General features: G+C 65.7%; 23 protein-coding genes. 4 read left to right on the forward strand and 19 right to left on the reverse strand.

Features of this window, described 5'->3' with window-relative positions:
* Positions 1-77: 77 nt before the first annotated feature.
* Positions 78-770 carry a TauD/TfdA dioxygenase family protein gene (locus tag ACQR1X_RS10715; RefSeq protein WP_434898780.1) on the forward strand — a complete coding sequence of 231 codons (693 nt, stop codon included), beginning with the start codon at positions 78-80 and terminating at the stop codon, positions 768-770.
* Between the two features lie 13 nt (positions 771-783).
* Here ACQR1X_RS10715 and ACQR1X_RS10720 read toward each other — a convergent pair whose 3' ends face one another.
* From ACQR1X_RS10720 to yajC, 5 genes are all read right to left on the reverse strand, one after another.
* Complete coding sequence (locus ACQR1X_RS10720; RefSeq protein ID WP_434889393.1) at positions 784-1,644, reverse strand: phytoene/squalene synthase family protein; 861 nt, start codon at positions 1,642-1,644, stop codon at positions 784-786.
* Positions 1,641-2,024, reverse strand: a complete 384-nt coding sequence (locus tag ACQR1X_RS10725) for an Mth938-like domain-containing protein (protein ID WP_434892056.1) — start codon at positions 2,022-2,024, stop codon at positions 1,641-1,643. Before ACQR1X_RS10725 ends, ACQR1X_RS10720 begins: the two co-directional genes overlap by 4 nt.
* Before the next feature lie 55 nt (positions 2,025-2,079).
* Entirely contained in the window at positions 2,080-3,105 is a 1,026-nt protein-coding gene (secF, locus tag ACQR1X_RS10730; RefSeq protein WP_315799828.1) for a protein translocase subunit SecF, read from the reverse strand.
* Between the two features lie 8 nt (positions 3,106-3,113).
* A complete protein-coding gene (gene secD / locus ACQR1X_RS10735; RefSeq protein ID WP_434892055.1) occupies positions 3,114-4,715 on the reverse strand; it encodes a protein translocase subunit SecD in 1,602 nt (533 codons plus the stop codon).
* Positions 4,716-4,803: 88 nt separating this feature from the next.
* Positions 4,804-5,172: a preprotein translocase subunit YajC gene (gene yajC / locus ACQR1X_RS10740; RefSeq protein WP_172108587.1), complete on the reverse strand. Its 369-nt coding sequence runs from the start codon at positions 5,170-5,172 to the stop codon at positions 4,804-4,806.
* Positions 5,173-5,375: 203 nt separating this feature from the next.
* Between yajC and ACQR1X_RS10745 the strand changes: the two genes are divergently transcribed.
* Positions 5,376-6,380, forward strand: coding sequence for an ATP-binding protein (locus ACQR1X_RS10745; RefSeq protein ID WP_434892054.1), 1,005 nt, complete (start codon positions 5,376-5,378; stop codon positions 6,378-6,380).
* A gap of 226 nt (positions 6,381-6,606) precedes the next feature.
* Here ACQR1X_RS10745 and ACQR1X_RS10750 read toward each other — a convergent pair whose 3' ends face one another.
* A complete protein-coding gene (locus tag ACQR1X_RS10750) occupies positions 6,607-8,058 on the reverse strand; it encodes a LysM peptidoglycan-binding domain-containing M23 family metallopeptidase (RefSeq protein WP_316218778.1) in 1,452 nt (483 codons plus the stop codon).
* Between the two features lie 107 nt (positions 8,059-8,165).
* Positions 8,166-8,813: a protein-L-isoaspartate(D-aspartate) O-methyltransferase gene (locus ACQR1X_RS10755; RefSeq protein WP_315800417.1), complete on the reverse strand. Its 648-nt coding sequence runs from the start codon at positions 8,811-8,813 to the stop codon at positions 8,166-8,168.
* Between the two features lie 267 nt (positions 8,814-9,080).
* Between ACQR1X_RS10755 and ACQR1X_RS10760 the strand changes: the two genes are divergently transcribed.
* Positions 9,081-9,464: a response regulator gene (locus ACQR1X_RS10760; protein WP_315799824.1), complete on the forward strand. Its 384-nt coding sequence runs from the start codon at positions 9,081-9,083 to the stop codon at positions 9,462-9,464.
* An 8-nt stretch (positions 9,465-9,472) separates the two neighbouring features.
* Here ACQR1X_RS10760 and surE read toward each other — a convergent pair whose 3' ends face one another.
* From surE to ACQR1X_RS10820, 12 genes are all read right to left on the reverse strand, one after another.
* Positions 9,473-10,240: a 5'/3'-nucleotidase SurE gene (gene surE, locus ACQR1X_RS10765; protein ID WP_315799823.1), complete on the reverse strand. Its 768-nt coding sequence runs from the start codon at positions 10,238-10,240 to the stop codon at positions 9,473-9,475.
* Between the two features lie 95 nt (positions 10,241-10,335).
* Positions 10,336-10,695, reverse strand: a complete 360-nt coding sequence (locus tag ACQR1X_RS10770; RefSeq protein WP_434892053.1) for a hypothetical protein — start codon at positions 10,693-10,695, stop codon at positions 10,336-10,338.
* Positions 10,696-10,798: 103 nt separating this feature from the next.
* A complete protein-coding gene (serS, locus tag ACQR1X_RS10775) occupies positions 10,799-12,187 on the reverse strand; it encodes a serine--tRNA ligase (protein WP_434892052.1) in 1,389 nt (462 codons plus the stop codon).
* 130 nt (positions 12,188-12,317) lie between these two features.
* Positions 12,318-13,133: a twin-arginine translocase subunit TatC gene (gene tatC, locus ACQR1X_RS10780; RefSeq protein ID WP_316178562.1), complete on the reverse strand. Its 816-nt coding sequence runs from the start codon at positions 13,131-13,133 to the stop codon at positions 12,318-12,320.
* On the reverse strand, positions 13,130-13,657 hold the full coding sequence (gene tatB, locus ACQR1X_RS10785; RefSeq protein ID WP_315799819.1) for a Sec-independent protein translocase protein TatB: 528 nt from the start codon (positions 13,655-13,657) through the stop codon (positions 13,130-13,132). Before tatB ends, tatC begins: the two co-directional genes overlap by 4 nt.
* A gap of 112 nt (positions 13,658-13,769) precedes the next feature.
* Positions 13,770-14,003: a twin-arginine translocase TatA/TatE family subunit gene (locus tag ACQR1X_RS10790; protein WP_006614346.1), complete on the reverse strand. Its 234-nt coding sequence runs from the start codon at positions 14,001-14,003 to the stop codon at positions 13,770-13,772.
* Positions 14,004-14,282: 279 nt separating this feature from the next.
* Positions 14,283-15,380, reverse strand: a complete 1,098-nt coding sequence (gene scpB, locus ACQR1X_RS10795; protein WP_315799818.1) for an SMC-Scp complex subunit ScpB — start codon at positions 15,378-15,380, stop codon at positions 14,283-14,285.
* Between the two features lie 19 nt (positions 15,381-15,399).
* Positions 15,400-16,239, reverse strand: coding sequence for a segregation and condensation protein A (locus ACQR1X_RS10800; protein ID WP_315751001.1), 840 nt, complete (start codon positions 16,237-16,239; stop codon positions 15,400-15,402).
* A complete protein-coding gene (gene nagZ / locus ACQR1X_RS10805; protein WP_315799817.1) occupies positions 16,236-17,264 on the reverse strand; it encodes a beta-N-acetylhexosaminidase in 1,029 nt (342 codons plus the stop codon). The genes ACQR1X_RS10800 and nagZ overlap by 4 nt, the downstream gene beginning before the upstream one ends.
* A gap of 42 nt (positions 17,265-17,306) precedes the next feature.
* Positions 17,307-18,869 carry an SPOR domain-containing protein gene (locus ACQR1X_RS10810; protein WP_434898781.1) on the reverse strand — a complete coding sequence of 521 codons (1,563 nt, stop codon included), beginning with the start codon at positions 18,867-18,869 and terminating at the stop codon, positions 17,307-17,309.
* Positions 18,870-18,964: 95 nt separating this feature from the next.
* Positions 18,965-20,761, reverse strand: coding sequence for an arginine--tRNA ligase (gene argS / locus ACQR1X_RS10815; protein WP_315799815.1), 1,797 nt, complete (start codon positions 20,759-20,761; stop codon positions 18,965-18,967).
* Between the two features lie 8 nt (positions 20,762-20,769).
* Positions 20,770-21,936, reverse strand: coding sequence for a deoxyguanosinetriphosphate triphosphohydrolase (locus ACQR1X_RS10820; RefSeq protein ID WP_315799814.1), 1,167 nt, complete (start codon positions 21,934-21,936; stop codon positions 20,770-20,772).
* Positions 21,937-22,048: 112 nt separating this feature from the next.
* Between ACQR1X_RS10820 and erpA the strand changes: the two genes are divergently transcribed.
* On the forward strand, positions 22,049-22,390 hold the full coding sequence (gene erpA, locus ACQR1X_RS10825; protein ID WP_315711699.1) for an iron-sulfur cluster insertion protein ErpA: 342 nt from the start codon (positions 22,049-22,051) through the stop codon (positions 22,388-22,390).
* Positions 22,391-22,397: the final 7 nt, after the last annotated feature.

Genomic DNA, 22,397 nt, shown 5'->3' on the forward strand with positions numbered 1-22,397 from the left:
GCCTCCGAGCCGAAACACCCGCGACAAATTACGATGGTTGATTTGCAGGCGCTGGTGAAACTTGGGAGATGACGCAAGTGAGTCTCAGAAGCAACGTTGCTCGAAGCGCCGAAAGCAGCCTCATCCAGGTCATCCCGACGGGAAAGACGCTCGGTGCCGAGGTCTGCAATGTCGATCTCGGATCCTTCGATGATTGGGCGTTCGCCTCGTTCATGCGCGCGCTGCTCAAGCACCAGGTCCTGCTCGTGCGCGGCCAGCGTCTTGGTGAACGTGACATCGCGGCTTTCAGCCGCCGCTTCGGTCACGCGGATCTATTTTACACCTCTCCCGGCGGCTTGCTGGGCGACAGACTGTCATTCTGCAGCCTCTACGCCGCTTATGACGCGCTCTCGCCGGCGCTGCGCAGCCGCGTCGCTCATCTGAAGGTTCGTCATCTCGCGACCGACACCGCCGATGATGGCCGTCGCACCGTCATCGCAGGCCCGGTGCACCCGCTGGTCGGCAATCATATCGATACCGGCCGCTCGATGCTCGCGCTGGGGCAGCGTCGCCATTCCTACGTCGTCGGCCTCGAGCAGGACGAATCAGACGCGCTGCTCGACGATCTCTGGCAGCTTGCCGAACGGCCCGAGTTCAGTTGGACCCACACCTGCCGGCCCGGTGATCTCGTCGTCTGGGACACCCGCTGCACGATCCACCGGCACGAGCCGCCGGACATGCCGAGACTCCTGCACAGCCCGCCACTCTGGAACACGATGCCCTCGGCTTGAGCCCGCGACGGCGTCAGCGCGCGCGAAAACTCGCCGTCCCCGCGGCCCGCCACAGCGTCCACAGCGTCGCAAGGCGCGAGCGGGGGCGCGGTTGAAACGGATCGTCGCGGGGCCCGGCCCGCGCGAGGTCGCGCCGGACCAGCGCGAGCGGCAGCAGAACCGGCCGCACGGCCGGCGGCGCCTGACGCGCCAGTTCGAGGGTGTGATCGAGATGCTGCCGGGCCTGCCCGCGCAGGTCCATGATCACCTCCTGGATCGCCGGTGATGCCTTGCCGGAGAACATCTCCTCCTGGCCGACGGCATGCCGCGCGAGAAGATCGAGCGGAACGTAGAGCTGCCGGTGGGCGGCATCGCGCGGCAGCGACGCGATCACCTGGAGCAACCCTTGCGCGATGCCGGCATGGTGCGCGAGATGATCGGCGTCCGCAAACGGCGGCGCAATGATCTGCGCGGCCAGCGCGAACAGCGCGCCGCGCGTGTCGCCGAGATAGCCGTCCAGCGCCGCCATCGTCGGCATCGGATCGTTATAGAGATCGAACTGGTGCTCATCGACCAGGCGCGTCAGCCTCTCGACCGGAAGCGCGAAGCGCTGCACGGTGAGCAGCAATTCGGCCGCAACGGGATTTCCCTCGGCGCCGCCATGTTCGTGACCCGTCAGCGTGTCGTGCCACCACTGCAGCCGGACTTCGCCCGGCAGCGGCTGCGACACCAGATCTCGAATGCGGCTTACTTCGACGTTGAATGCGTACAGCGACAACAGCGCACGCCGGGGCTCGGGTGGCATGAACAGCGTCGAGGCGTAGCGGTCGAAATCGTGCTCGCGGACAAGGCCTGCACAGAACGCGGCGTCGCTGTTGGCGCTCGTCTCGCTCATGGGACGGCGATGAGCGCTGCCGCAACCCGGCGCCGCTCGCCGATCATGACGTTGTAGGTGCGAATCGCGGGGCCGGTCTGCATCGCATCGAGCACGACGTTCACGCCGCGCAGGGCCGCGCGCAGCGGTGCGGGCGGGATCCAGACTTCGTTTCCGGTGCCGATGATGAGCGTGTCGATTCTGTTCGCCGCGTCGAAAACGCGCTGCAGCGAATATCGGTCGATCTGGCCGGGCTGAGTGACATCCCAGGCCCAGATCGAGTCGGGCAGGCACAACAGCGAGCCGCGGTGCGACATGCCGGCAAAGGCAAAGCCGCCTTTGCCATAGCCGTCGATCGGCGCCGATCGCGGGAAGTGCGGAGTGTCGTTCGGAGTGCTCATGTCCGAGACCAGCTTGCTGCCTCCGGATCTGATCCGAAGGCAAGCTTCCTTCGAATCACGGCATCTTCTTCTTCGCCGCCGGCTTCTCCTCCTGCGCTTCGGCTCGGACCGAATGCACGCCGAGATAGATGAGGATCGGCGACGCGATGAAGATCGAGGTGTAGGTGCCGACCAGCACGACGCCGAACATCATCACCGCGGTGAAGCTGTGGATCGCCGGGCCGCCGAACAAGAGCAGCGCCAGCAGCGCCAGGGTCACCGTGACGTGCGTGATGATCGAGCGCGACAAGGTCGAGTTGATCGATTCGTTGAGCAGCTGCGGCATCGGCATCTTCTTGTAGCGCCGCAGCATCTCGCGGATACGGTCGTAGATGACGACGGTGTCGTTCAGCGAGTAGCCGAGAATGGTCAGCAGCGCCGCGATGCTGGTGAGGTCGAAGTCGACCTGGCTGATCGACATGAAGCCGATAGTCAGCACGATGTCGTGGACGTTGGCGATCATGGCGCCGAGCGCGAACTGCCACTCAAACCTGAACCAGAGATAGATCAGGATCGAGACGATCGCGAGCATCAGGCCAAGCAAGCCGACGGCGAGGAACTCGCCCGAGACGCGCGGACCCACGACCTCGACGCGGCGATATTCGACGGAATCACCGATCGCCGCCTTCACCTTGTTGGCGGCCTCCTGCTGCGCGGCATCACCGCCAGGCTGCTCGGCGATACGGATCAGAACCGATGCATCGGTATCAGCACCGAACTGCTGCAGCTGCACTTCGCCGAGGCCGAGCGTCGACAGCTTCGCACGCATCCCGGCGATGTCGGCGGTGCCCGACTTGGCCCGCACCTCGAGCAAGGTGCCACCGCGGAAGTCGATGCCGAGGTTCAGGCCGTGGGTGAAGAACAGCACGATCGCCAGGATCGACAGTGCCGCCGAGATCGGGAAGCTGATGCGGCGGAACTGCGTGAAATCGAAATGCGTGTCGTCGGGCACGATGCGCAGCGACGGTAGCAGGCCGAGCGCGCTGACCACCGTCAGCACCACGATCAGGATGCCAAGCCCGATGAGAACCCAGTGTGTCACAGTAGCTCCTAGATTGGCACGCTTTGCGGCCGCTTCCACCGCACCCACCCCGCCACGATCAGGCGGGTGAGCGTGAAGGCGGTGAAGACCGTGGTGAGGATGCCGATGCCCAGCGTCACGGCGAAGCCGCGCACCGGGCCGGTGCCGATGTAGAACAGCACGGCGGCGGCGATGAAGGTGGTGATGTTGGAGTCGAGAATGGTCGCCAGCGCGCGCTTGAAGCCGGCGTCGATCGCCGAGATCGCGTTGCGGCCGCCACGCAGCTCCTCGCGGATGCGCTCATAGATCAGCACGTTGGAGTCCACGGCGATGCCGACCGTCAGCACGATGCCGGCGATGCCCGGCAAGGTCAACGTGGCGTTGAGCAGCGACAGCACACCGAAGATCATGGCGACGTTCACGACCACCGCGATGTTGGCGAACACGCCGAACAGCCGGTAGGTCACCAGCATGAACACGATGACCAGGATCGAGCCGACATAGGAGGCGAGCTCGCCCTTGGCGATCGAATCGGCGCCGAGACCCGGACCGACGGTGCGCTCCTCGATGACCGTGAGCGGCGCCGGCAGCGCACCGGCGCGCAGCAGGATCGCAAGCTCGTTGGCCGACTGCACGGTGAAATTGCCCGAGATCTGGCCCGAGCCGCCGGTGATCGGCTCGCGGATGACCGGCGCCGAGATCACCTTGTTGTCGAGGACGATGGCGAACGGCTGCCCGACATTCTCGGTCGTGGCCTGCGCGAACTTGCGCGAGCCGGCCGAGTTGAAGCGGAAGGTGACGATCGGCTCGTTGGTGCGCTGGTCGAAGCCGGTCTGCGCGTCGGAGAGATCTCCGCCGGAGACCAGCACCTGCTTCTTGACGACATAGGGCTGGGTGGGCGGCGACGCGCTCTGCAGCACCTCGGAATCCGGCGGCACCCGCCCCTGCATCGCCTGATCCGCCGGCACCGAGGTGTCGACCATGCGGAATTCCATCTTGGCCGTGCGCCCGAGCAGGTTCTTGAGCTGCGTCGGATCCTGCAAGCCCGGCACCTGCACCAGGATGCGGTCGTTGCCCTGGCGCTGGATCACCGGCTCGACGGTGCCGAGCTCGTTGACGCGGCGCTCGACGATCTGCATCGACTGCTCGATGGTCTGGCGGATGCGTTCCGTGATGGCCGCCGGCGGGATCGTCAGCCGGACCAGTCCGCCGCCGGCATCGCTGACTTCGAGGCTGCGCTGGCCGCTGGAACCGAGCAGCCCACCGAGCGGCTGCGAGAGATCACGCAGCTTGGAGATCGCAGTTCCCGTGTCGCCTTCCTTGGTGATCCGGACCTCGACCCCATCACCCCGGCTCACCAATCCGGTGTAGCCGATCTTGGCATCGCGCAGCGTGCGGCGAACGTCGTCGCGCACGGCATCGAGCCGCTCCTTCTTGATGTAGTTGGAGTCGACCTCGAGCAGCAGATAGGAGCCACCCTGCAGGTCGAGGCCGAGCACCAGCCGGCGCTGCGCCCAGGCCGGCCAGGTCTTGACCGTCGCCTCGGAGAAGAAGTTGGGCACCGCGCACAGGCACACGACGAGCGCCGTGAGAATGATGCCCAGCGCCTTCCACCGCGTGAAATACAACATGGAGCTTGTCCGTAAGGGCCGTAGCCGGCCCGAAAAATCAGAACATCACTAGAGAGCGAAGGCCGGAGTTGATCTGGCCGGGCCGCAATCAGCTCGCGGCCTTCTCGTCCTTCTTGTCGTCCTTTGCGTCTGCCTTCGCGGGCTCGCCCTTGGTGCGGACGCCGGTGATCATCTGGCGCATCTGGCGCACGCGGATGCCGTCGGCGATCTCGAACTCGACCTGGTCGTCGTCGACGACCTTGGTCACCTTGCCGACCAGGCCGCCCTGGGTCACGATGGTGTCGCCGCGGCGGACGTTCTTGACCAGGTCGGCATGCTCTTTGACCTTCTTCTGCTGCGGCCGAAGGATCAGGAAATACATGATCACGAAGATCAGCGCGAACGGCAGCAGCGACATCAGCATGCTGTTGGTGTCGCCAGCGCCGGCGGCCTGGGCATAGGCAGGGGTGATCAGCATGTGGTCGATCCTCGTGGGCAGCGCCCGGTGAGACGGGAATAGCCGGCGAACCACGCATGTCTCGGCGCGGGCCGGCCTCTTGCGAATTTCGCGCGGAATATAGCGGCAGCAGTCCCAATAGCAAGGCGCCCCGCCCCTTCATTTCGCCCCGCTTGCGGCAGCCGGCGAGGCCCGATATGGCTGCCCCATCAGGAACTTGCAGCATGTCGAAAAAACCAGCCAAAGCCCCGTCCCGTAGCCCCGCCAAAAACGCCCTCAGACCGCTCGCCAAAGGCACCCGGCCTGCAGCGCAAAAGCCACCAGAGATCGCGGCAAAACGTCCTGCCCGCCCCGCCTCCGACGATACGGCTGACCGGATTGCCCGTGCGCTGGAAGCCATTGCCACGCATCTGGCGGCAACCCATGCGGGTGCCACGCCCGCGCTGGACCTCAACGCGGCCGACGCCTTCGTCTGGCATCCGAACGGCCGGCTCTCGACGGTGCCGCGCGTCAGCCGTGTCGAGATCGACCTGCTCAAGGGCATCGACCGGATGCGCGACATCCTGATCGAGAACACCGAGCGCTTTGCCAACGGCCTGCCGGCCAACAACGCCTTGTTGTGGGGCGCGCGCGGCATGGGCAAATCATCGCTGGTGAAGGCCGCCCATGCCAGCATCAACGTCACGCGCAAGCCGGCCGACCGGCTGAAGCTGATCGAGATTCACCGCGAGGACATCGAGAGCCTGCCGGCGCTGATGGACATCCTTCGTGCCGCGCCGTTCCACTTCATCGTGTTCTGCGACGACCTGTCGTTCGACGGCAATGATGCGTCCTACAAATCGCTGAAGGCCGTGCTCGAAGGCGGCATCGAGGGACGGCCCGAGAACGTCATTCTCTACGCCACCTCGAACCGACGCCATCTGTTGGCCCGCGATATGATCGAGAACGAGCGCTCCACCGCGATCAATCCGGGCGAAGCGGTCGAGGAGAAGGTCTCGCTGTCCGACCGTTTCGGCCTGTGGCTCGGCTTCCACCGCTGCAGCCAGGACGAATATCTCGCGATGGTCAAAGGCTATTGCGGTCATTTCGACATCGCAGTCGCCGAGGATCAGTTGGAGCGCGAGGCGCTGGAATGGGCCACGACGCGCGGCTCGCGCTCCGGCCGCGTCGCCTGGCAGTTCACGCAGGATCTGGCGGGCCGCCTCGGCGTGCGGCTGAGCGCGAAGTAATCCGACCTTCCGCGCCCCATCGCAGGCGATGACAGTCGCCTGCGTGGCACGCAACCAGTCTCAGCCTCCGTCATTGCGAGCGCAGCGAAGCAATCCAGAGTCCCGCACACCACCCTGAATTGCTTCGCTGCGCTCGCAATGACGCCTTTGGCTGATATCCCGCCTCAAACGACAAGGGCTCGCCCAGAGGCGAGCCCTTGCATGTGAGGACGGCAGGCGTCGCGGCTCACGCCCCGTTGAGGAATTGCAGCGGGTCAACCGGAGACGATCCCTTGCGGATCTCGAAGTGGAGCTGCGGCGATCCGACTTCTCCCGATTGACCCGACTTGGCAATGACCTGGCCGCGCTTGATCGGATCACCGCGCTTCACCATCAGCTCACTCGCATGGGCATATGCGGTGACATAGCCGTTGGAATGCCGCACCAGGACCAGGTTGCCGTAACCCTTCAATTCATTGCCTGCGTAAGCGACGACGCCATCTTCGGCCGCCTTCACCGGGGTGCCCTCGGGGACGGCGATGTTGATGCCGTCGTTGGACTTGCCGTTGGTCTTGGCGCCGTAGCTCGTGATCACCTTGCCGCGAGCCGGCCAGCGGAAGGTCGGCAGCGAGCTGGTGGTTTCGGCCGGCCGCGCCGGCTCCTCCTCCTTCTCGGGCGCCGGATTGGCCTGGGCCAGGCGGGCGCTCTGGACCGGACCTGCCGCCGCAACCCGCGTCGTCGGCGCTGGCGCCGGCACGGTCGCAACCGCCTGGGGAACGGTTGCGACCGGGGCCACCGGCGCGGCTGCCGCTACGGCCCTGCCAGGGACGGTCAGCCTGGTCCCGAGCTTCAGCGGCGATGCCTGATCGATGTTGTTGGCGCGGGCGAGCTCAGCCGCCGTCAGATGATTCTGGCGGGCGATGCTGGCGAGTGTCTCGCCGCGGTTGACGAAGTGGACGGTGGACGGTGCTGCGGCCGCCACCGGCTTCGGCGCGATCATTGGCGCCGCAGCAACGGGCTGGGCCGCGGGCGCAGCCGCCACCGCGCCAGGATGCGGAATGATCAGCTGCTGGCCCGGCGACAACGCGCGCGGCCCCTTGTAGCCGTTGGCAGCCAGGATCTCAGCCGGCGTCACGCGGTAGCGCTTGGCGAGGATGTCGAGCGTATCGCTGGTGCCGACGATGATCTTGGTGCCACTGGCAGGACGCGCAGCCGCGACCGAACGCGGCGGCACGGTGCCGGTGGTCTCGAGCCGCGGCTGAGCCGGCGGAGCATAGGAATGCGCCGGCTGTGCATAGGCCTGGGGTGCGGCGACGGCGGGCGCTGCGACGGGGACCGCAGCGGGTGGCGCATAGGATGCGACGCCGCGCCCGCCCGACGACATGCCTCCGGCACCGCCGCCCGTCGGATAGGATTGCGGAGCCCCGACCGCCGGGGGCGGCAGCGCCGAGGACGAATAGGCTGGCGCCGGCGCGGGAGCCGGCGTGTAGGACTGGCTGTATTGCTGGTGCTGCCGGGGCGGCTGCGCCTGCACCGACCCGGTGGAATCGGATGCAAACGGGTTTGAAAACGGATTTTGCGTCTGCGACAGCCGCGTCGACATGTCGGCGCTGCAGCCGGCGACGCCGAATGACATCAGCGCCAACGCCGCAACCTGCGGCAGGCGGCGCGAGCGAAGCAACTCGACAGTGGCGGGCATGGTTACTCACTCGTACGCAACAAACAACGAATTCGAGTAAACACAGCCGCGGTAAATAAGCGCTTAAGCCGCGAATAAAGCGTTGTGCGGCCTGCTGATCCGTCTCTTTAGAGTTCGCGCGCAATTCCCGGAATTGCCGGCACAAATCGCACGTCGACGAGCTCTTTTCGGTCGAAACGATCACCCGTCCGCGTGATCCTGACGAGCGTCTGCACCCCGTGTTGCGGCCCGACCGGCGCGATCAGGATACCGTCCGGCTCCAGCCGGTCGAGCAGGCTCTGGGGAATCTCATCCATCGCCGCCGTTACGATGATGCGGTCGAACTGGCCGCCCCCCGGCGGCAGCGCGTAGCCATCGCCGAGCATGACCTCGACATTGAAGCAGCCGAGCTTCTCCAACCGCTCCCTGGCCTTGTCGGCCAATGTCCGGAAGCGCTCCACCGTCAGGACGTTGGTAACCAGCCTGGACAGAATCGCGGCCTGGTACCCCGACCCCGTCCCGATTTCGAGGACACGATGGGACTTCTGCAGCTTGAGCTGCTCGGTCATGTAGGCGACGACGAAGGGCTGGCTGATGGTCTGTCCACAGGCGATCGCCATCGCGCTGTCGCGATAGGCGTCCGGGCGGTCGGCCGGCAGAACGAACTCCTCCCGCGGCACCTCTTCCATCGCACGCAACACCGCCTGATCGCTGATCCCGCGCCGACGCAGGGTCAGCTGAAACATCATTTTCTCGGGAGGAGCAGCTGGGGGCATCGGGATGTCGGTTGGTGGGCTCCTGCGCAATTTACCTGCCGGGCGAGGGTTGCGCACCGATTTTCCGCGCGCCCGTCGCAACCAGGATGCACCGTCATGGTCCCGACGACGACCGCGTTCCGCACGAGGAACCAAGTCGGGTCCGGTTCGTTCACCTTATGGGCGATCGTGCCCACGCCGCACGGCCATGAAAGACGACATTGTTGACGTTGCGCCATAAGCCGTTATTTGCGAGCGTCAAATCGGATATGGGCAAGGACTGACATCATGACTGCACCGCGGCCGCCGCGCGGCTCTGTGTTTTTGGTTGAAGACGAAGTCATGATCCGAATGATGGTGGCCGACATGCTGGAAGAGCTCGGCTACACCGTCGCGGCCGAGGCCGGCGAAATCGGCGAAGCGATGCGGCTGGCCGAGAGCACCTATTTCGACGTTGCCATTCTCGACGTCAACGTCAACGGCAAGGTCATCTCGCCGGTGGCCGATCTCATCAAGGCGCGCAACCGGCCCTTCATCTTCGCAACCGGCTACGGCTCGTCGGGGTTGCCGGAAGAATATCGCGACCGGCCGGCCCTGCAGAAGCCGTTCCAGCTCGAGACGCTCGGAAAGGCGATCGATCATGCCCTGCGTGGCGCTGAGCCGCAGGGGTAGAAGGCGCTTCAGCCGAGAATGTCGCTGAGCTTGCCGGAGAACGCCTCGTCCGTGCGATCCAGGCGAAGCGGAGTCACTGACACGTAGTGCGCCGCGAGAGCTGCGAGGTCCGTCCCCTCGTCGGGCAAATCGAGCGAAGCTGCCCGGTCGAAGCCGATCCAGAAATAGGGGTTGCCGCGGCCGTCGCGCCGCTCATCGACCTTCAAGAAGCCGAGATTGCGCTTGCCCTGGCGGGTGACCACGACGCCCCTGACCTCTTCCGGTGCACAGGCGGGGAAGTTGACGTTGATCACTGTATTCCTCGGCACGCCGGCTTCGAGCACCTTGCGCACGATCTGCGGGCCGAATTTGAGCGCGGTGTCCCAGGACGGCTTGTCGCGAGTGGCGATACTGAATTCCTGCGACAGGGCGAACGACGGCAAGCCGAGAATGGTGCCTTCGAGCGCGCCGGCGATGGTGCCCGAATAGACCACGTCCTCGGCAACGTTGCGGCCCTTGTTGACGCCGGACAGCACCACGTCGGGCAGCTTCGCCCCCAGGATATGCCGGGCCCCCATGATGACGCAGTCGGTCGGCGTGCCGCGCACGGCAAAGTGGCGCGGGCCGACCTCGCGCAGCCGCAACGGATCATTGAGCGAGAGCGAATGCGACACGCCGCTCTGGTCGAGCTCGGGCGCCACGATCCAGACGTCGTCGGACAGGGCCCGTGCGATCTCCTCGATCACCTTGAGACCCGGCGCATGGATCCCGTCGTCATTGGTGCAGAGAATCCGCATGGCCAACCTTCCGTCTCTTCGAAAGCATCGTTCGGGGGTGTCTTATCTGCTGTGCAGCAGCGAGGCAAACCCGAGCGCTCGCCGGCATCACCCGGTCAATGCCGGATCCGCCACTGCGGCAGGAACCTGGCGAACTGCCCTCGTATGCCCAGCCTCAACGGTAGGCTGGACGTGCCGGATACGCCGGCTGCCTGCTGAGCAGGAGGCGCCGGCACTGCTGAAGGCTCGGTCGGCGGCACTGCTGCAAACCGGGCCCGCGCGACACTCAACGCCTTCTCGAAGTCGACCGAGTTGAACCAGGGCTGATCGCGCAGCGAGTCGTGCAGACCCTCGTCCCAGACCCTCGAGCAATCGACGTCGAACGCTCCCTTCAGGCGCTGATCGACCGCCTGGATGCCGGAGCCGGTGACGGCCCATTGCCGCCCGATCCAGAAAATATCCCGATGCAGGACCATGTTGCCGGTTTCTGAAAAGCAATTGCTGAACAGAACCGGAGGATACGACCCGCCGGCCGCCACGCAATGGCGGCGACCGGGGCGGATGCAATTTGCCGCGGCGCTATGGCTCGGCGGCCACCACCTTGAGGCCGCCCATATAGGGCTGCAGCACGTCGGGGACCGCGATCGAGCCGTCGGCCTGCTGATAGGTCTCCATGACCGCGATCAGCGCACGGCCGACAGCCGTGCCCGAGCCGTTCAATGTGTGCACGAAGCGCGGCTTGCCGTCACTTCCGCGATAGCGTGCATCCATGCGGCGCGCCTGGAAGTCGCCGCACACCGAACAGCTGGAGATCTCGCGGAAGGCGCCGCCATCGCCTTGCCCCGGCATCCAGACCTCGATGTCGTAGGTCTTCTGCGAGGAGAAGCCCATGTCGCCGGTGCACAGCGTGATGACGCGATAGTGCAGATCGAGCCGGCGCAGCACCTCCTCGGCGCAGGCCAGCATGCGCTCATGCTCGTCCTTGCTGGCTTCCGGCGTCGTGATCGAGACCAGCTCGACCTTGGTGAACTGATGCTGACGGATCATGCCGCGGGTGTCGCGGCCGGCCGCGCCTGCCTCGGCGCGGAAGCACGGCGTCAGCGCCGTGAGCCGCATCGGCAGCTCCTTCTCGTCGACGATGGACTCGCGCACCAGGTTGGTCAGGGCCACCTCGGCGGTCGGGATCAGACCCAGCCGTTCATTTTTCAATTTAAGGAAGTGCCCCAAGTGCGCCATCTGCAACTCGTCGCGGTCGGCATTCGCAACCGCACTTTCGTCAGGCCCCACCGTCAGCTCGCCCTTCACGGCCCAGAACTGGTCGTCCTCGAACTTCGGCAATTGTCCCGTGCCGAACATGACGTCGTTACGCACCAGCAGCGGCGGGTTGATCTCGGTGTAGCCGTGCTCGGTCGTGTGCAGGTCGAGCATGAATTGCCCGAGCGCGCGCTCCAGCCGCGCCAGTCCCTTCTTCAGGACGACGAAGCGCGCGCCCGACAGTTTTGCGGCCGCCTCGAAGTCCATGCCGAGCGGTGAACCAATGTCGTCATGCGGCTTGGGCGCGAACGCGTAGTTGCGCCTGGCGCCGAACACATGGCGCTCGACATTGTCGTGCTCGTCCTTGCCGTCGGGCACTTCGTCGAGCGGCAGATTCGGAATCGCTGACAGCTCGCGCGCCAGCTCCTGGTCGGCCTGCTTCGCTGCGGCCTCGAGCTCCGGCATCGTGGTCTTGAGCCTCGCGACCTCCTCCATCAACGCGCTCGCACGCGCCTCGTCCTTGGCCTTCTTGGCCTCGCCGATTTCCTTGGAAGCGGCGTTGCGCCGGGCCTGCGCCTGCTCGGACGCCAGGATCGCCGCGCGACGCCGCTCGTCGATGCCCAGCAGTTGCGACGACTGGGGCGACAGACCCCGGCGCGTCAGCGCCGCATCGAAACCTTGCGGGTTGTCACGGATCGATCTGATGTCGTGCATGGTCGTTCGGTCCTGGGAACGAAAGATGTCGGCGAGTCGCCGTGGATCACGGGCCGGCCTGCACTACCGCGAAAGGCGGCGGATGGGAACAGGCAACGCCCGGGATGGAGCCCGGGCTTGCGGGCCTGCCCTATTCCGCTGGCGTGGTCGGCAAGTTGCCGGAGCCCGACGAAGAGCCCGCCTTGGCCGCAGCCGCCTGCTTCTCGACGATGCCGACCGCGATGATCGCGCCCTCGTACAGCGCGAGCAGCGGCAATGCCAGCGAGGCTTGGCTGAGCACATCCGGCGGGGTCAGCACGGCCGCAATGATGAAGGCGATCACGATGAAATAGCGCCGCTTCTCCTTCAGCATCTGCGAGGTGACGATGCCGATCCTCCCAAGCAGGGTCAGGATGACCGGGAGCTGGAATGCGATGCCGAAGGCGAAGATCAGCGACATCATCAGCGACAGATATTCGCCGACCTTTGGCATCAACGCGATTTGCGCCGTCTCGGGGCCGCCGAGCTGCTGCATGCCGAGTGAGAAGCGCACGATCATCGGCCACACCGCAAAATAGACCAGCATGGCGCCGAGCACGAAGAAGACGGGGGTCGCTATCAGGTAAGGGAGGAAAGCATTGCGCTCGTGGCGGTAGAGGCCGGGCGCCACGAACTTGTAGATCTGCGTCGCAATGATCGGAAAGGAGATGAAGCCGGCGCCGAACATCGCCAGCTTGAGCTGCGTGATGAAATATTCGAGCAGCTGGGTGTAGATGAACTTGCTGTTCTCGGCACCTGCCACCCAGACGAACGGCAGCACTAGGATGTTGTAGATCTGCTTGGCGAAGAAGAAGCAGAAGATGAAGGCCACGCCGAAGCCGAGCAGCGCCTTGATCAGCCGCGACCGCAGCTCGATCAGGTGGTCCATCAACGGGGCCTTGCTGGCCTCGATATCTTCGACGGTCATGACGCTTTGGCGTCCTTCAGGCGTTCAGCTTCTGCTGACGCAGACATTTCGGGCTGCGGCTCGGGCTTGATTTCACGTACGATCGCCAGCGGCTCGCCCACCGGTTGATGAGCTTCAGCCTCCACGAAGGTCTCGGCCTGTGGCGGTTCGGGGGTCGTCGGGGTCATCAAAGGAGGCTCGGACGAAGCAGCGGCCGCGTCCGGTGCGGGCGCCGGCTCAGTAGGCTTGTCGATCCCCTCGATATCGAGAGCCTTGTCGACGTCGCGCTGCAACGAGGAGATCACGCCGGTCGGGGTGAAACCGCTGGCGGCCTCACGGACCTCGTCGAAACTCTTCTTGAGGTCGGCCATTTCCGCTTCGCGCATCGCCTCCTGGAACTGGCCCTGGAACTCCGAGGCCATCCGGCGCGCCTTGCCGATCCATTGCCCGACCATGCGCAGGACGCCCGGAAGCTCCTTGGGACCGATCGCGATCAACGCGACGACCCCAATGACGAGCAGCTCACTCCAGCCGATATCGAACATGAAACAATCCGCCTACGCGACGACGCCTCTGATCCCGCCTGCCCGGGCCTGCCTGAACAGGTCCCGGTGCCGTCCCTGCGGGGGCGCGCCGCCCGCGCCTTTCACGCGCAGATCAAACGGCTTTGCTGCCGACATCCGTGCGGGTGGCCGAAGGCGTGGCGCCATGATCGATCGACTTGACGGGCTCGGTCTTCTCCGGCGCCTTGTCGTCGTCCTGCATGCCCTTCTTGAACGCCTTGATGCCCTGCGCGACGTCGCCCATCAGATCGGAAATCTTGCCGCGCCCGAACAACAGCAGGACGACCGCGATCACGACGATCCAGTGCCAAATGCTAAGCGAACCCATCCTGCAACCCTCCAAACACCGGCGCAGCCTTCACCCGACTGCCCGTCGACGCTACCGCCGAAACCGCGTCATATCCATGGACTTGACCGCGACACTTCGCTTCTAGCATTCGATTGCGAAACAGCAACACGAACGCGGCCTAGCACCGGCCGAAAATAGCGCGCGGACAGCCCGATCTGGGCGGAAGGTAGGCGCCAACGCCTCCAAAAACAAGCACTTAAGGTCCGACAATTCGCGGCGGGACCTACGTAATAACGCGAGTGTTAACAGCTCCGACCACTAGTTTTGGTGCGGCGAGCCGTCCTCGTCGGTATCGCGGTCGTGCTCGCCATCGGCTGCGTCGATCTCATGGTCTGCCGCGTCGATCTCGGCCTCTGCTTCTGCCTCGTCCTCCACCTGAGCCTGAGCCTCGGCAGAAGTTTCGACGAGCTCGGTCACGGCCTCGTCCTCCTGCTCGAGCTCGGTCTCCTCGACGGCGAAGTCCACCTCCGTCGTGTCGGTTTCCGCATCGGTGCCGGGCAGTTCCAGATCGCCAACGGCGACCTGCGACGAGGCGTCGTCCTGAACCGCGGTCTCGGCGGTTCCCATCTCGCCCTCGGCAGCCTCGGCCGCCGCCGTCTCGGCTGCGACTGTTTCCATCTCCGCCGTTTCGGCCTCTGCCGCCTCAGCGTCGCCAGGTTCGGCCTCGACCGCCGGCGCAAGCGCCAGATCGAGATCGCCCGGATCCAGCGGCTCCTCGTCCTCCCGGAGCGTCGGATCGTCCGATGGCGTCGGGACGGTGAAGCCGGTCGGCAGACGGGAATCCAGCAGGCCCGTGCCCTTCAGCTCTTCCAGGCCTGGCAGATCGCCCAGGGTCTCCAGGCTGAACTGGGCCAGGAACGCATCGGTGGTGCCGAAGGTCAGCGGACGGCCTGGGGTCTTGCGGCGCCCGCGCGGCTTGATCCAGCCGGTCTCCAGCAGAACGTCCAGCGTTCCCTTGGAGGTGACGACGCCGCGGATCTCTTCGATCTCGGCGCGCGTCACCGGTTGATGATAGGCGACAATGGCCAGCACCTCGATCGCCGCACGCGACAGCTTGCGCGTCTCGGTGCTCTCGCGCGTCATCAGCCAGGCGAGATCGCCGGCGGTGCGGAAGGTCCATTTGTTGGCAACGCGCACGAGATTGACGCCGCGATTGGCGTACTCCGCCTGCAGCTGCGCCAGTGCGGCCTTGATGTCGACACCTTCAGGCATACGCTTGGCGAGCGCGGCCTGCTCGAGCGGCTCGGCCGAGGCAAACAGGAGAGCCTCGAGGATGCGCAACTCTTCGGGGCGCGCCGCGGGCTCGATCGCGATCTCGTCGGGCTCTTCCATGCGCAGTTCCGCCAAGCTTGCCATGGCAGGGTCTCCTTGTTCGTTACTCAACCGTCAAGTCCGGCGCAGCCATGGCGCCGGGCTGGATCGGTGGACGCTTACGAAAATACAGCGGCGCGAACGCCTGCTTCTGGTTCAGCTCGAGCTTGCCTTCGCGGACCAGTTCGAGGACGGCCGCAAAGCTCGATGCGAAGACGGTGGCCTTCTGTGCAGGCTCGACGACGTAGTCCAGCAGGTAGTCGTCGAGACATCCCCAGTCGTCCGACACCTCCGTCATGCCGACGAGCCGTTCGAGCGACGCGCGCGCCTCGGCGAGCGACCAGACGGTGCGCTTGGCCATATGAACGGACGTGACGACGCGCGACTGCCGCTGGATGGCATAGGCCGACAGCAGGTCGAACAGGGTCGCGGTGAATTTGGGACGACGGACCTCCGCGATGGCCTCCGGGTTGCCGCGCGGGAACACGTCACGCTGGAACTGCGGCCGGTTCATCAGGCGATTGGCGGCCTCGCGGATCGCCTCCAGCCGGCGCAGCCGGTTGGCAAGTGCTGTGGCCATCTCCTCGGCGCTCGGACCTTCCTGCGCCGGCGGCTCGGGCAGCAGCAGGCGCGACTTCAGAAAGGCGAGCCAGGCCGCCATCACGAGATAGTCGGCGGCGAGCTCCAGCCGGATCTTGCGGGCGGCCTCGATGAACTGAAGATATTGGTCGGCGAGCGCCAGGATCGAGATCTTGGCGAGGTCGACCTTCTGCTGCCGCGCCAGCGCGAGCAGCAGATCGAGCGGGCCCTCGTAGCCCTCGACGTCGACGACCAACGCCGGCTCGGCCTCGGCCAGCTCCGTCGTGGGACGGCCGGTTTCAAACGACAGAATTTCAGCGGTCATGCGCTCGCGGGTCCCAGCCGGTTGATCAGGGCGTCGAGCTCGCCGCGCGCGGCGTCACGATCGAAGCCCGTGGGCGCCTTGCGCGCCGCAAGTGCACGATCGGCGCGGATCAGGGCTTGGCCGGCCAGCTCCGGCGTCTCGGCGGCCACGGCCTGCATCTCGTCGAGCTTGCCGTTGCAATGCAGAACCATGTCGCAGCCGGCCGCCACGATCGCACGCGTGCGCTCGGCGATCGATCCGGCCAATGCGTTCATGGAAACGTCATCACTCATCAACAAACCCTGGAACCCGATCCGTTTGCGAATCACCCGTTCGATCATTGTCGCAGAAGTCGTGGCCGGATGGGCGGCGTCGATCGCGCTAAACACAACATGTGCAGTCATCGCCATCGGGAGGTCGGCCAGCGGCCGGAAGGCGGCGAAATCGGTTGCATCGAGTTCCGCTTCCGGCGCGTCCACGGTCGGCAGCCGGAAATGGGTGTCGGCGGTGGCCCGGCCATGTCCCGGAATGTGCTTGAGCACCGGCAGCACGCCGCCCCGCTCCAGCCCCTCCGTCACCGCCCGGGCGATCGCCGCCACCTTTTCCGGCGTCGTGCCATAGGCCCGATCCCCGATCACGGCATCGGCGCCAGCGACGGGGACGTCGGCGAGCGGCAGGCAATCCACGGTGATGCCGAGCGCGATCAGGTCATCGGCGATCAGGCGGGCGCTGAGCCAGGCGGCACGGAGGCCTGCGGCCGAATCAAGGTCGTAGAGACGGTCGAACACCACGCCGGCGGGATAGGCCGGCCAATGCGGCGGCCCCAGGCGCTGCACCCGGCCACCCTCTTGGTCGATCAGAACGGGAGCGTCGGCGCGGCCGACGCAGGCCCTTAATTCCTCAACCAGTTCAGTCACTTGGGCGGGTGACTGGACGTTGCGCTTGAACAGGATGAAGCCCCAGGGCCTGAACTCGCGGATGAACGCGCGCTCGGCGTCGCTGAGATCAGGTCCGGAGATGCCGGTAATGAAAGCCCGCATGGTCATGCGGGCCGCATAGACCCCGCCTCGGAGGCGGTCAAGCGAGCCTTAATTGTTGCTAAACGGGAAACACTGTCCGCCGGCAGTTTTCAACGATCCGCACATCTTGTTGGCCTCTTCCTTCGTCGCGAAGGGCCCAACGGCCGCGCGGTACCTGACGCCACCCTTCTCACCCAGATCCATCCGCTTGATGATCGGCTCGTATTTGCCCAGCACGGCGCCGTACTTGTCCTGCACCGCCTTGTACGATGTCATCGCCTCGGCCTCGCTGGCCTGCGACGAGATCGAGACCAGATAACCGCCGGTCCGATCGTTCTGGGTCTGCTCGGTGACCGGCACGGCGGCGGCGATCCGGGCCGGCGCGCTCGCCGGCGCGGCCGGCTGCGGTGTCAGCGGCATCGGGCTGTCGTTGGCGGCCGACGCGTTGGCGTTGGCCGGCGATTTACGGCCCTTCGGCGTCGCCGCCGGTTTGGTTGCAGGCGTCGCAGGCATCGGCGGATCGACCGCGGCGGCCTGATTGCCTCCCGTCACGGACAGCGTCTTGATCGGACGCGGATCACTGTTGGGCAAAATGCCATTGGCATTGGCCATCTGCGACATCGGGGCCGCCCCGGCGCTGACCGGCGGCGGCGCCGCATTCTGGTTCATCTGCGGGAACACCACGCGCGGATTGCCGCCGCGGGTGTTCAGATCCATCGGCGTCTCCTCGCGGGACACCAGCTTCTCGCCGCCGTCATTGCCGAGCAGCCGATCCGGCACCTTCGGCGTCGGATCCTGCTGGGCCATGATCTTGGTCGGACTGTTGTCAGCGCGGATGATCGGCGGCTCGCCGGTCCGGCCGGACGAGATGTAGGTCTTGTAGCCGTAGGCGCCGCCGGTGCCGACCACCGCAAGGGTCAGCACCGCGAGCACGGTGCTCATGCCGCTGCGCCGCCGCGGCCGCTCCTCTTCCTCGCCTTCGTCGTAACCGTCCTGATAGCCGTATTGGCTGTCCTGGAAATCGTTGTCGCCCTGAAACCCCTGCTGTCCCGAGCCCATCTGCCCGAACAGCGCATCGTCATAGCGCGAGGAGTCCGGCTCGTTGTCATCGAAGCCATTGTCGCGGTTGTAGTCGCGATCATTCTCGGCGAACCCGTGGCGCGACTCGCCGACGCTGTAGTCGAGCTTGGACAACTGATCGGCAAACTCCGCGTTCGGATAACCCTGCTGCTGCCGGGGAGCGGGCGCGGGCGCGAAATCCTGATCAGGGAAGCCTGGCTGGCCGCGCGGATCCTGATAGCCCGCCGGAAAGGCCGGCGGTGCGGGCGCCGGCTGCGGCGGCTCGCGGCCCATGTCGGCGAAGGGGTTGGCGGCGGCAGGCTGAGCTCGCTGCATCCAGGCCGGGGCACCGGCCGAAGGCAGGCCGGGGACCGGCTGTTCTGGCGCGGGCGCCGCGGGGCGCGCCATCGGCCGCGGCTGAGACTGCGGGGTGGCCCGGCCCGAGGCGGCAAAAGGATCGTTCTGCCCGATCAGGCGAGCGAGTTCGGCGAGCGGATCGGCATCGGCCTGCTGGTTTCCACCACGGCCAAAACCATCAGCGGGAAAGGGTCTGTCCTGGTAACGATCAGCCATCGTGATGAAGCGTCCCTGCGGGTGAGCCGCATATGCGTCCTAAGGCGGACCCTGCCAGATTGAGGCCCCCAACTGAAGTCGTGTGTTTCCCCCAATCAGCGCATTGCATCAGGAGCATTAACGCCCAAGATCGCAAGTCCCGACGCCAGAACCGAGACGACGCCCTGAACCATGGCCAAACGTGCCTTGGTCAATTCTGCATCATCATCGATAATGAAGCGTAAATAGGGCAAATCCCGCCCCCGCGTCCAGAGGGCGTGAAATTCGCTTGCAAGTTCATACAGGTAGAAGGCGATCCGGTGCGGCTCATGCGCCAGAGCCGCGCTCTCCACCGTACGTGGGTACAGTGCCAGGCGTTTCAAGAGGTCGTGTTCGGCCGAGTCGGAGAGTTTTTCGAGGTTGGCCTCGCGGAGGAACGCCAGCCGTGCCCCCTCCTCCTCCGGCAGCTCGGGCACGCTCTCCCGCGCATTGCGGAAGATCGAATGCCCCCGCGCGTGACCGTACTGGACGTAGAACACCGGATTGTCGCGCGACTGCTCGATCACCTTGGCCAGGTCGAAATCGAGCACGGCGTCGTTCTTGCGATAGAGCATCATGAAACGGACCGCATCGCGCCCCACTTCATCAACAACTTCCCGCAAGGTGACGAAGTCGCCGGAGCGCTTCGACATCTTCACCGGCTCGCCATTGCGCAACAGCTTGACGAGCTGCACGACCTTGACGTCGAGCACCGCCTGTCCGGCGGTCACCGCTTTCACCGCGGCCTGCATGCGCTTGATGTAGCCGCCGTGATCGGCGCCGAACACGTCGATCAGGTCGGCGAAGCCGCGCTCGAACTTGTGCCGGTGATTGGCAATGTCGGAGGCGAAATAGGTGTAGCTGCCGTCCGACTTGATCAGGGGACGATCGACGTCATCGCCATAGGCGGTAGCGCGGAACAGCAGCTGCTCGCGATCCTCCCAGTCCTCGGGCGGCGCGCCCTTCGGCGGCGGCAGACGGCCTTCATACACGTCGCCCCGCTCGCGCAGGAACTCGATCGTGTCGGCAACCTTGTTGGTGCTACCTGCGATCAGCGAGCGCTCCGAGAAGAACACGTCATGACGGATGTTGAGCGCGGCGAGATCGTCCTTGATCTCGGCCATCATCATCGTGATCGCCTTGTCGCGTACGATCGGCAGCCATTCGGTTTCAGCGAGCGACTTGAGCTTGTCGCCGTGCTCGGTCGCGAGCGCCTGCCCGACCGGCTTGAGGTAGTCGCCCGGATAGAGCCCATCCGGAATCGCGCCGATATCCTCGCCGAGCGCCTCGCGATAGCGGAGGAAGGCGGAGCGCGCGAGTACGTCGACCTGGGCGCCGGCGTCGTTGATGTAGTACTCGCGCGTGACGTCGCGCCCGGCGAACTGCAGCAGGCTGCATAGCGCATCGCCGAACACGGCGCCGCGGCAGTGCCCGACATGCATCGGCCCGGTCGGATTGGCCGAGACGTACTCGACGTTGACTTTCGGCGCGCCCGGCACCGGCGCGACGCGGCCGTAGGCAGCGCCTTCGCGCAGGATCGTGCCGAGCGCTTGCGCCCAGACGGTCGGCTGCAGGGTCAGGTTGATGAAGCCCGGTCCGGCGACGTCGACCTTGGCGACCAGCTCGTCGGCGCGCAGGCGCTCGGCAATCTGTTCGGCGAGCTCGCGCGGCTTGGCCTTCGCCTCCTTGGCGAGCACCATCGCGGCATTGGTGGCCATGTCGCCATGGCTCGGATCGCGCGGCGGCTCGACCACCACGCGCGAGAAATCGATGCCCTCGGGCCAGCCGCCCTGCTTGGCGATGATGGCGCAGATGGTGTGGACACGCGCGAGCATGTCGGCAAAAAGGTAAGGGGTGGAAGCTTGTTCGACCATGCCGCCGCCTAACGCAAATCCGGAGTCGAGTCAAAAAGCCGGTGGTGCTCGGTTAAGGCGAAACGGTCCGTCATTCCGGCGATAAAATGGCCGATGCGGCGAGCCCGATCGCCCTCGCCGTCGCAACCGTCCAGCCAGCCTGCGGGCAGCGTCGAACCGTCCTCATGGTAGCGGCCATACAGGTCGGCGACGATGCGCTCGGCGTCGCGCATCACCCGCATCACCCGCTCATGGCGGTACATCCGCTGCCAGAGAAACCCCTTGATCGTCGCCTCGTGCTCAGCGACATCGGCCGGAAATGCCACCAGCGGCCCGCTGTGCCGCCTGATGTCGTGCGGCGACATCGGCTGCGCCCGCGTGATCCGGCGCTCGGCTTCGGCCGCTACAGCTGCGATCAGGTAGGAGATCAGCTCGCGCACCAGCTCGGCGCCGCGCCGGATCGGATCGAGCGCCGGATATTGCCGGTCGATCTCGGCGATCATCGCCGCGAGCAGCGGAATCTCCTGGAGGTCATCGACCGTGAACAGGCCGGCCCGCAGCCCGTCGTCGATGTCGTGGGCGTCATAGGCGATGTCGTCCGCGAGCGCGGCGACCTGGGCCTCGAGCGAGGCGTAGCTCCACAGCTCCAGGTCAAACCGGGCATTGAACTCGGCGATTCCCGGCGGGATCGGCGCCTGCAACGGCCCGTTGTGCTTGACGATGCCTTCGAGCGATTCCCAGGTCAGGTTGAGGCCATCGAAATCGGGGTAGCGCTGCTCGAACGAGGTGACGATGCGCAATGTCTGGGCATTGTGGTCGAAGCCACCATGCTCCGCCATGCAGCGGTTCAGCGCGCGCTCGCCGGCGTGGCCGAACGGCGGATGTCCCAGATCATGCGCCAAGGCCAGCGTCTCCGTCAGGTCCTCGTCGAGGCCGAACTGGCGGGCCAGGGCGCGGGCGATCTGGGCGACTTCCAAAGAATGGGTCAGACGGGTGCGGTAATGGTCGCCTTCGTGGAAGACGAACACCTGGGTCTTGTGCTTGAGCCTTCGGAAGGCGGTCGAATGGATCACCCGGTCGCAATCCCTGCGGAACGGGCTGCGGGTTCGGGACGGCGGCTCGGCGAACAGGCGGCCCCGGCTGCGATCGGGATCGCAGGAATAGGGAGCGCGGGGGGCAGCCATTCCGACCGACACGGGCAATTGTTCCTTTTGCGATTTGATTCCTCGGCGGAGCCCACATAACTATGGGGAGTGCCCGGGACCAAATGAATAGGGCATGACGCACTGCTCTCGGAGACCTCCTGCCATGACCGATGCCTCGACCGGCCCCGTCACCATCAGCGAACGCGCCGCCCGCCGCATCGGAGAGATCCTCGGCAAGGAGAGCGCCGGCGCGATGCTGCGCATCTCGGTCGAAGGCGGCGGCTGCTCCGGCTTCCAGTACAAGTTCGACATCGACCGTGCCAAGGCCGACGACGACCTCGTCATCGAGCGCGATCGCGCCGTGGTGCTGGTCGATCCCGCCTCGGTGCCGTTTCTCGCCGGCTCGGAGGTCGATTTCGTCGACGACCTGATGGGCGCCTCGTTCCGGGTCAATAATCCCAACGCCACCGCCTCCTGCGGCTGCGGCACCAGCTTCTCGGTCTAGCTCCCCT

It is taken from the genome of Bradyrhizobium sp. HKCCYLRH3073 (assembly GCF_051167995.1).
GTDB lineage: Bacteria > Pseudomonadota > Alphaproteobacteria > Rhizobiales > Xanthobacteraceae > Bradyrhizobium.

What these genes read in the sequence shown, in the direction of transcription:
- erpA (WP_315711699.1), top strand. Translation starts at nt 22,049, where the DNA reads ATGACCGATGCCTCGACCGGCCCCGTCACCATCAGCGAACGCGCCGCC.
- secD (WP_434892055.1), bottom strand. Translation starts at nt 4,715, where the DNA reads ATGTTGTATTTCACGCGGTGGAAGGCGCTGGGCATCATTCTCACGGCG.
- ACQR1X_RS10790 (WP_006614346.1), bottom strand. Translation starts at nt 14,003, where the DNA reads ATGGGTTCGCTTAGCATTTGGCACTGGATCGTCGTGATCGCGGTCGTC.
- ACQR1X_RS10720 (WP_434889393.1), bottom strand. Translation starts at nt 1,644, where the DNA reads ATGAGCGAGACGAGCGCCAACAGCGACGCCGCGTTCTGTGCAGGCCTT.
- tatC (WP_316178562.1), bottom strand. Translation starts at nt 13,133, where the DNA reads ATGACCGTCGAAGATATCGAGGCCAGCAAGGCCCCGTTGATGGACCAC.
- yajC (WP_172108587.1), bottom strand. Translation starts at nt 5,172, where the DNA reads ATGCTGATCACCCCTGCCTATGCCCAGGCCGCCGGCGCTGGCGACACC.
- ACQR1X_RS10810 (WP_434898781.1), bottom strand. Translation starts at nt 18,869, where the DNA reads ATGGCTGATCGTTACCAGGACAGACCCTTTCCCGCTGATGGTTTTGGC.
- ACQR1X_RS10770 (WP_434892053.1), bottom strand. Translation starts at nt 10,695, where the DNA reads ATGGTCCTGCATCGGGATATTTTCTGGATCGGGCGGCAATGGGCCGTC.
- argS (WP_315799815.1), bottom strand. Translation starts at nt 20,761, where the DNA reads ATGGTCGAACAAGCTTCCACCCCTTACCTTTTTGCCGACATGCTCGCG.
- ACQR1X_RS10755 (WP_315800417.1), bottom strand. Translation starts at nt 8,813, where the DNA reads ATGCCCCCAGCTGCTCCTCCCGAGAAAATGATGTTTCAGCTGACCCTG.
- tatB (WP_315799819.1), bottom strand. Translation starts at nt 13,657, where the DNA reads ATGTTCGATATCGGCTGGAGTGAGCTGCTCGTCATTGGGGTCGTCGCG.
- ACQR1X_RS10725 (WP_434892056.1), bottom strand. Translation starts at nt 2,024, where the DNA reads ATGAGCACTCCGAACGACACTCCGCACTTCCCGCGATCGGCGCCGATC.
- ACQR1X_RS10745 (WP_434892054.1), top strand. Translation starts at nt 5,376, where the DNA reads ATGTCGAAAAAACCAGCCAAAGCCCCGTCCCGTAGCCCCGCCAAAAAC.
- ACQR1X_RS10750 (WP_316218778.1), bottom strand. Translation starts at nt 8,058, where the DNA reads ATGCCCGCCACTGTCGAGTTGCTTCGCTCGCGCCGCCTGCCGCAGGTT.
- ACQR1X_RS10800 (WP_315751001.1), bottom strand. Translation starts at nt 16,239, where the DNA reads ATGACCGCTGAAATTCTGTCGTTTGAAACCGGCCGTCCCACGACGGAG.
- ACQR1X_RS10760 (WP_315799824.1), top strand. Translation starts at nt 9,081, where the DNA reads ATGACTGCACCGCGGCCGCCGCGCGGCTCTGTGTTTTTGGTTGAAGAC.
- serS (WP_434892052.1), bottom strand. Translation starts at nt 12,187, where the DNA reads ATGCACGACATCAGATCGATCCGTGACAACCCGCAAGGTTTCGATGCG.
- nagZ (WP_315799817.1), bottom strand. Translation starts at nt 17,264, where the DNA reads ATGACCATGCGGGCTTTCATTACCGGCATCTCCGGACCTGATCTCAGC.
- scpB (WP_315799818.1), bottom strand. Translation starts at nt 15,380, where the DNA reads ATGGCAAGCTTGGCGGAACTGCGCATGGAAGAGCCCGACGAGATCGCG.
- surE (WP_315799823.1), bottom strand. Translation starts at nt 10,240, where the DNA reads ATGCGGATTCTCTGCACCAATGACGACGGGATCCATGCGCCGGGTCTC.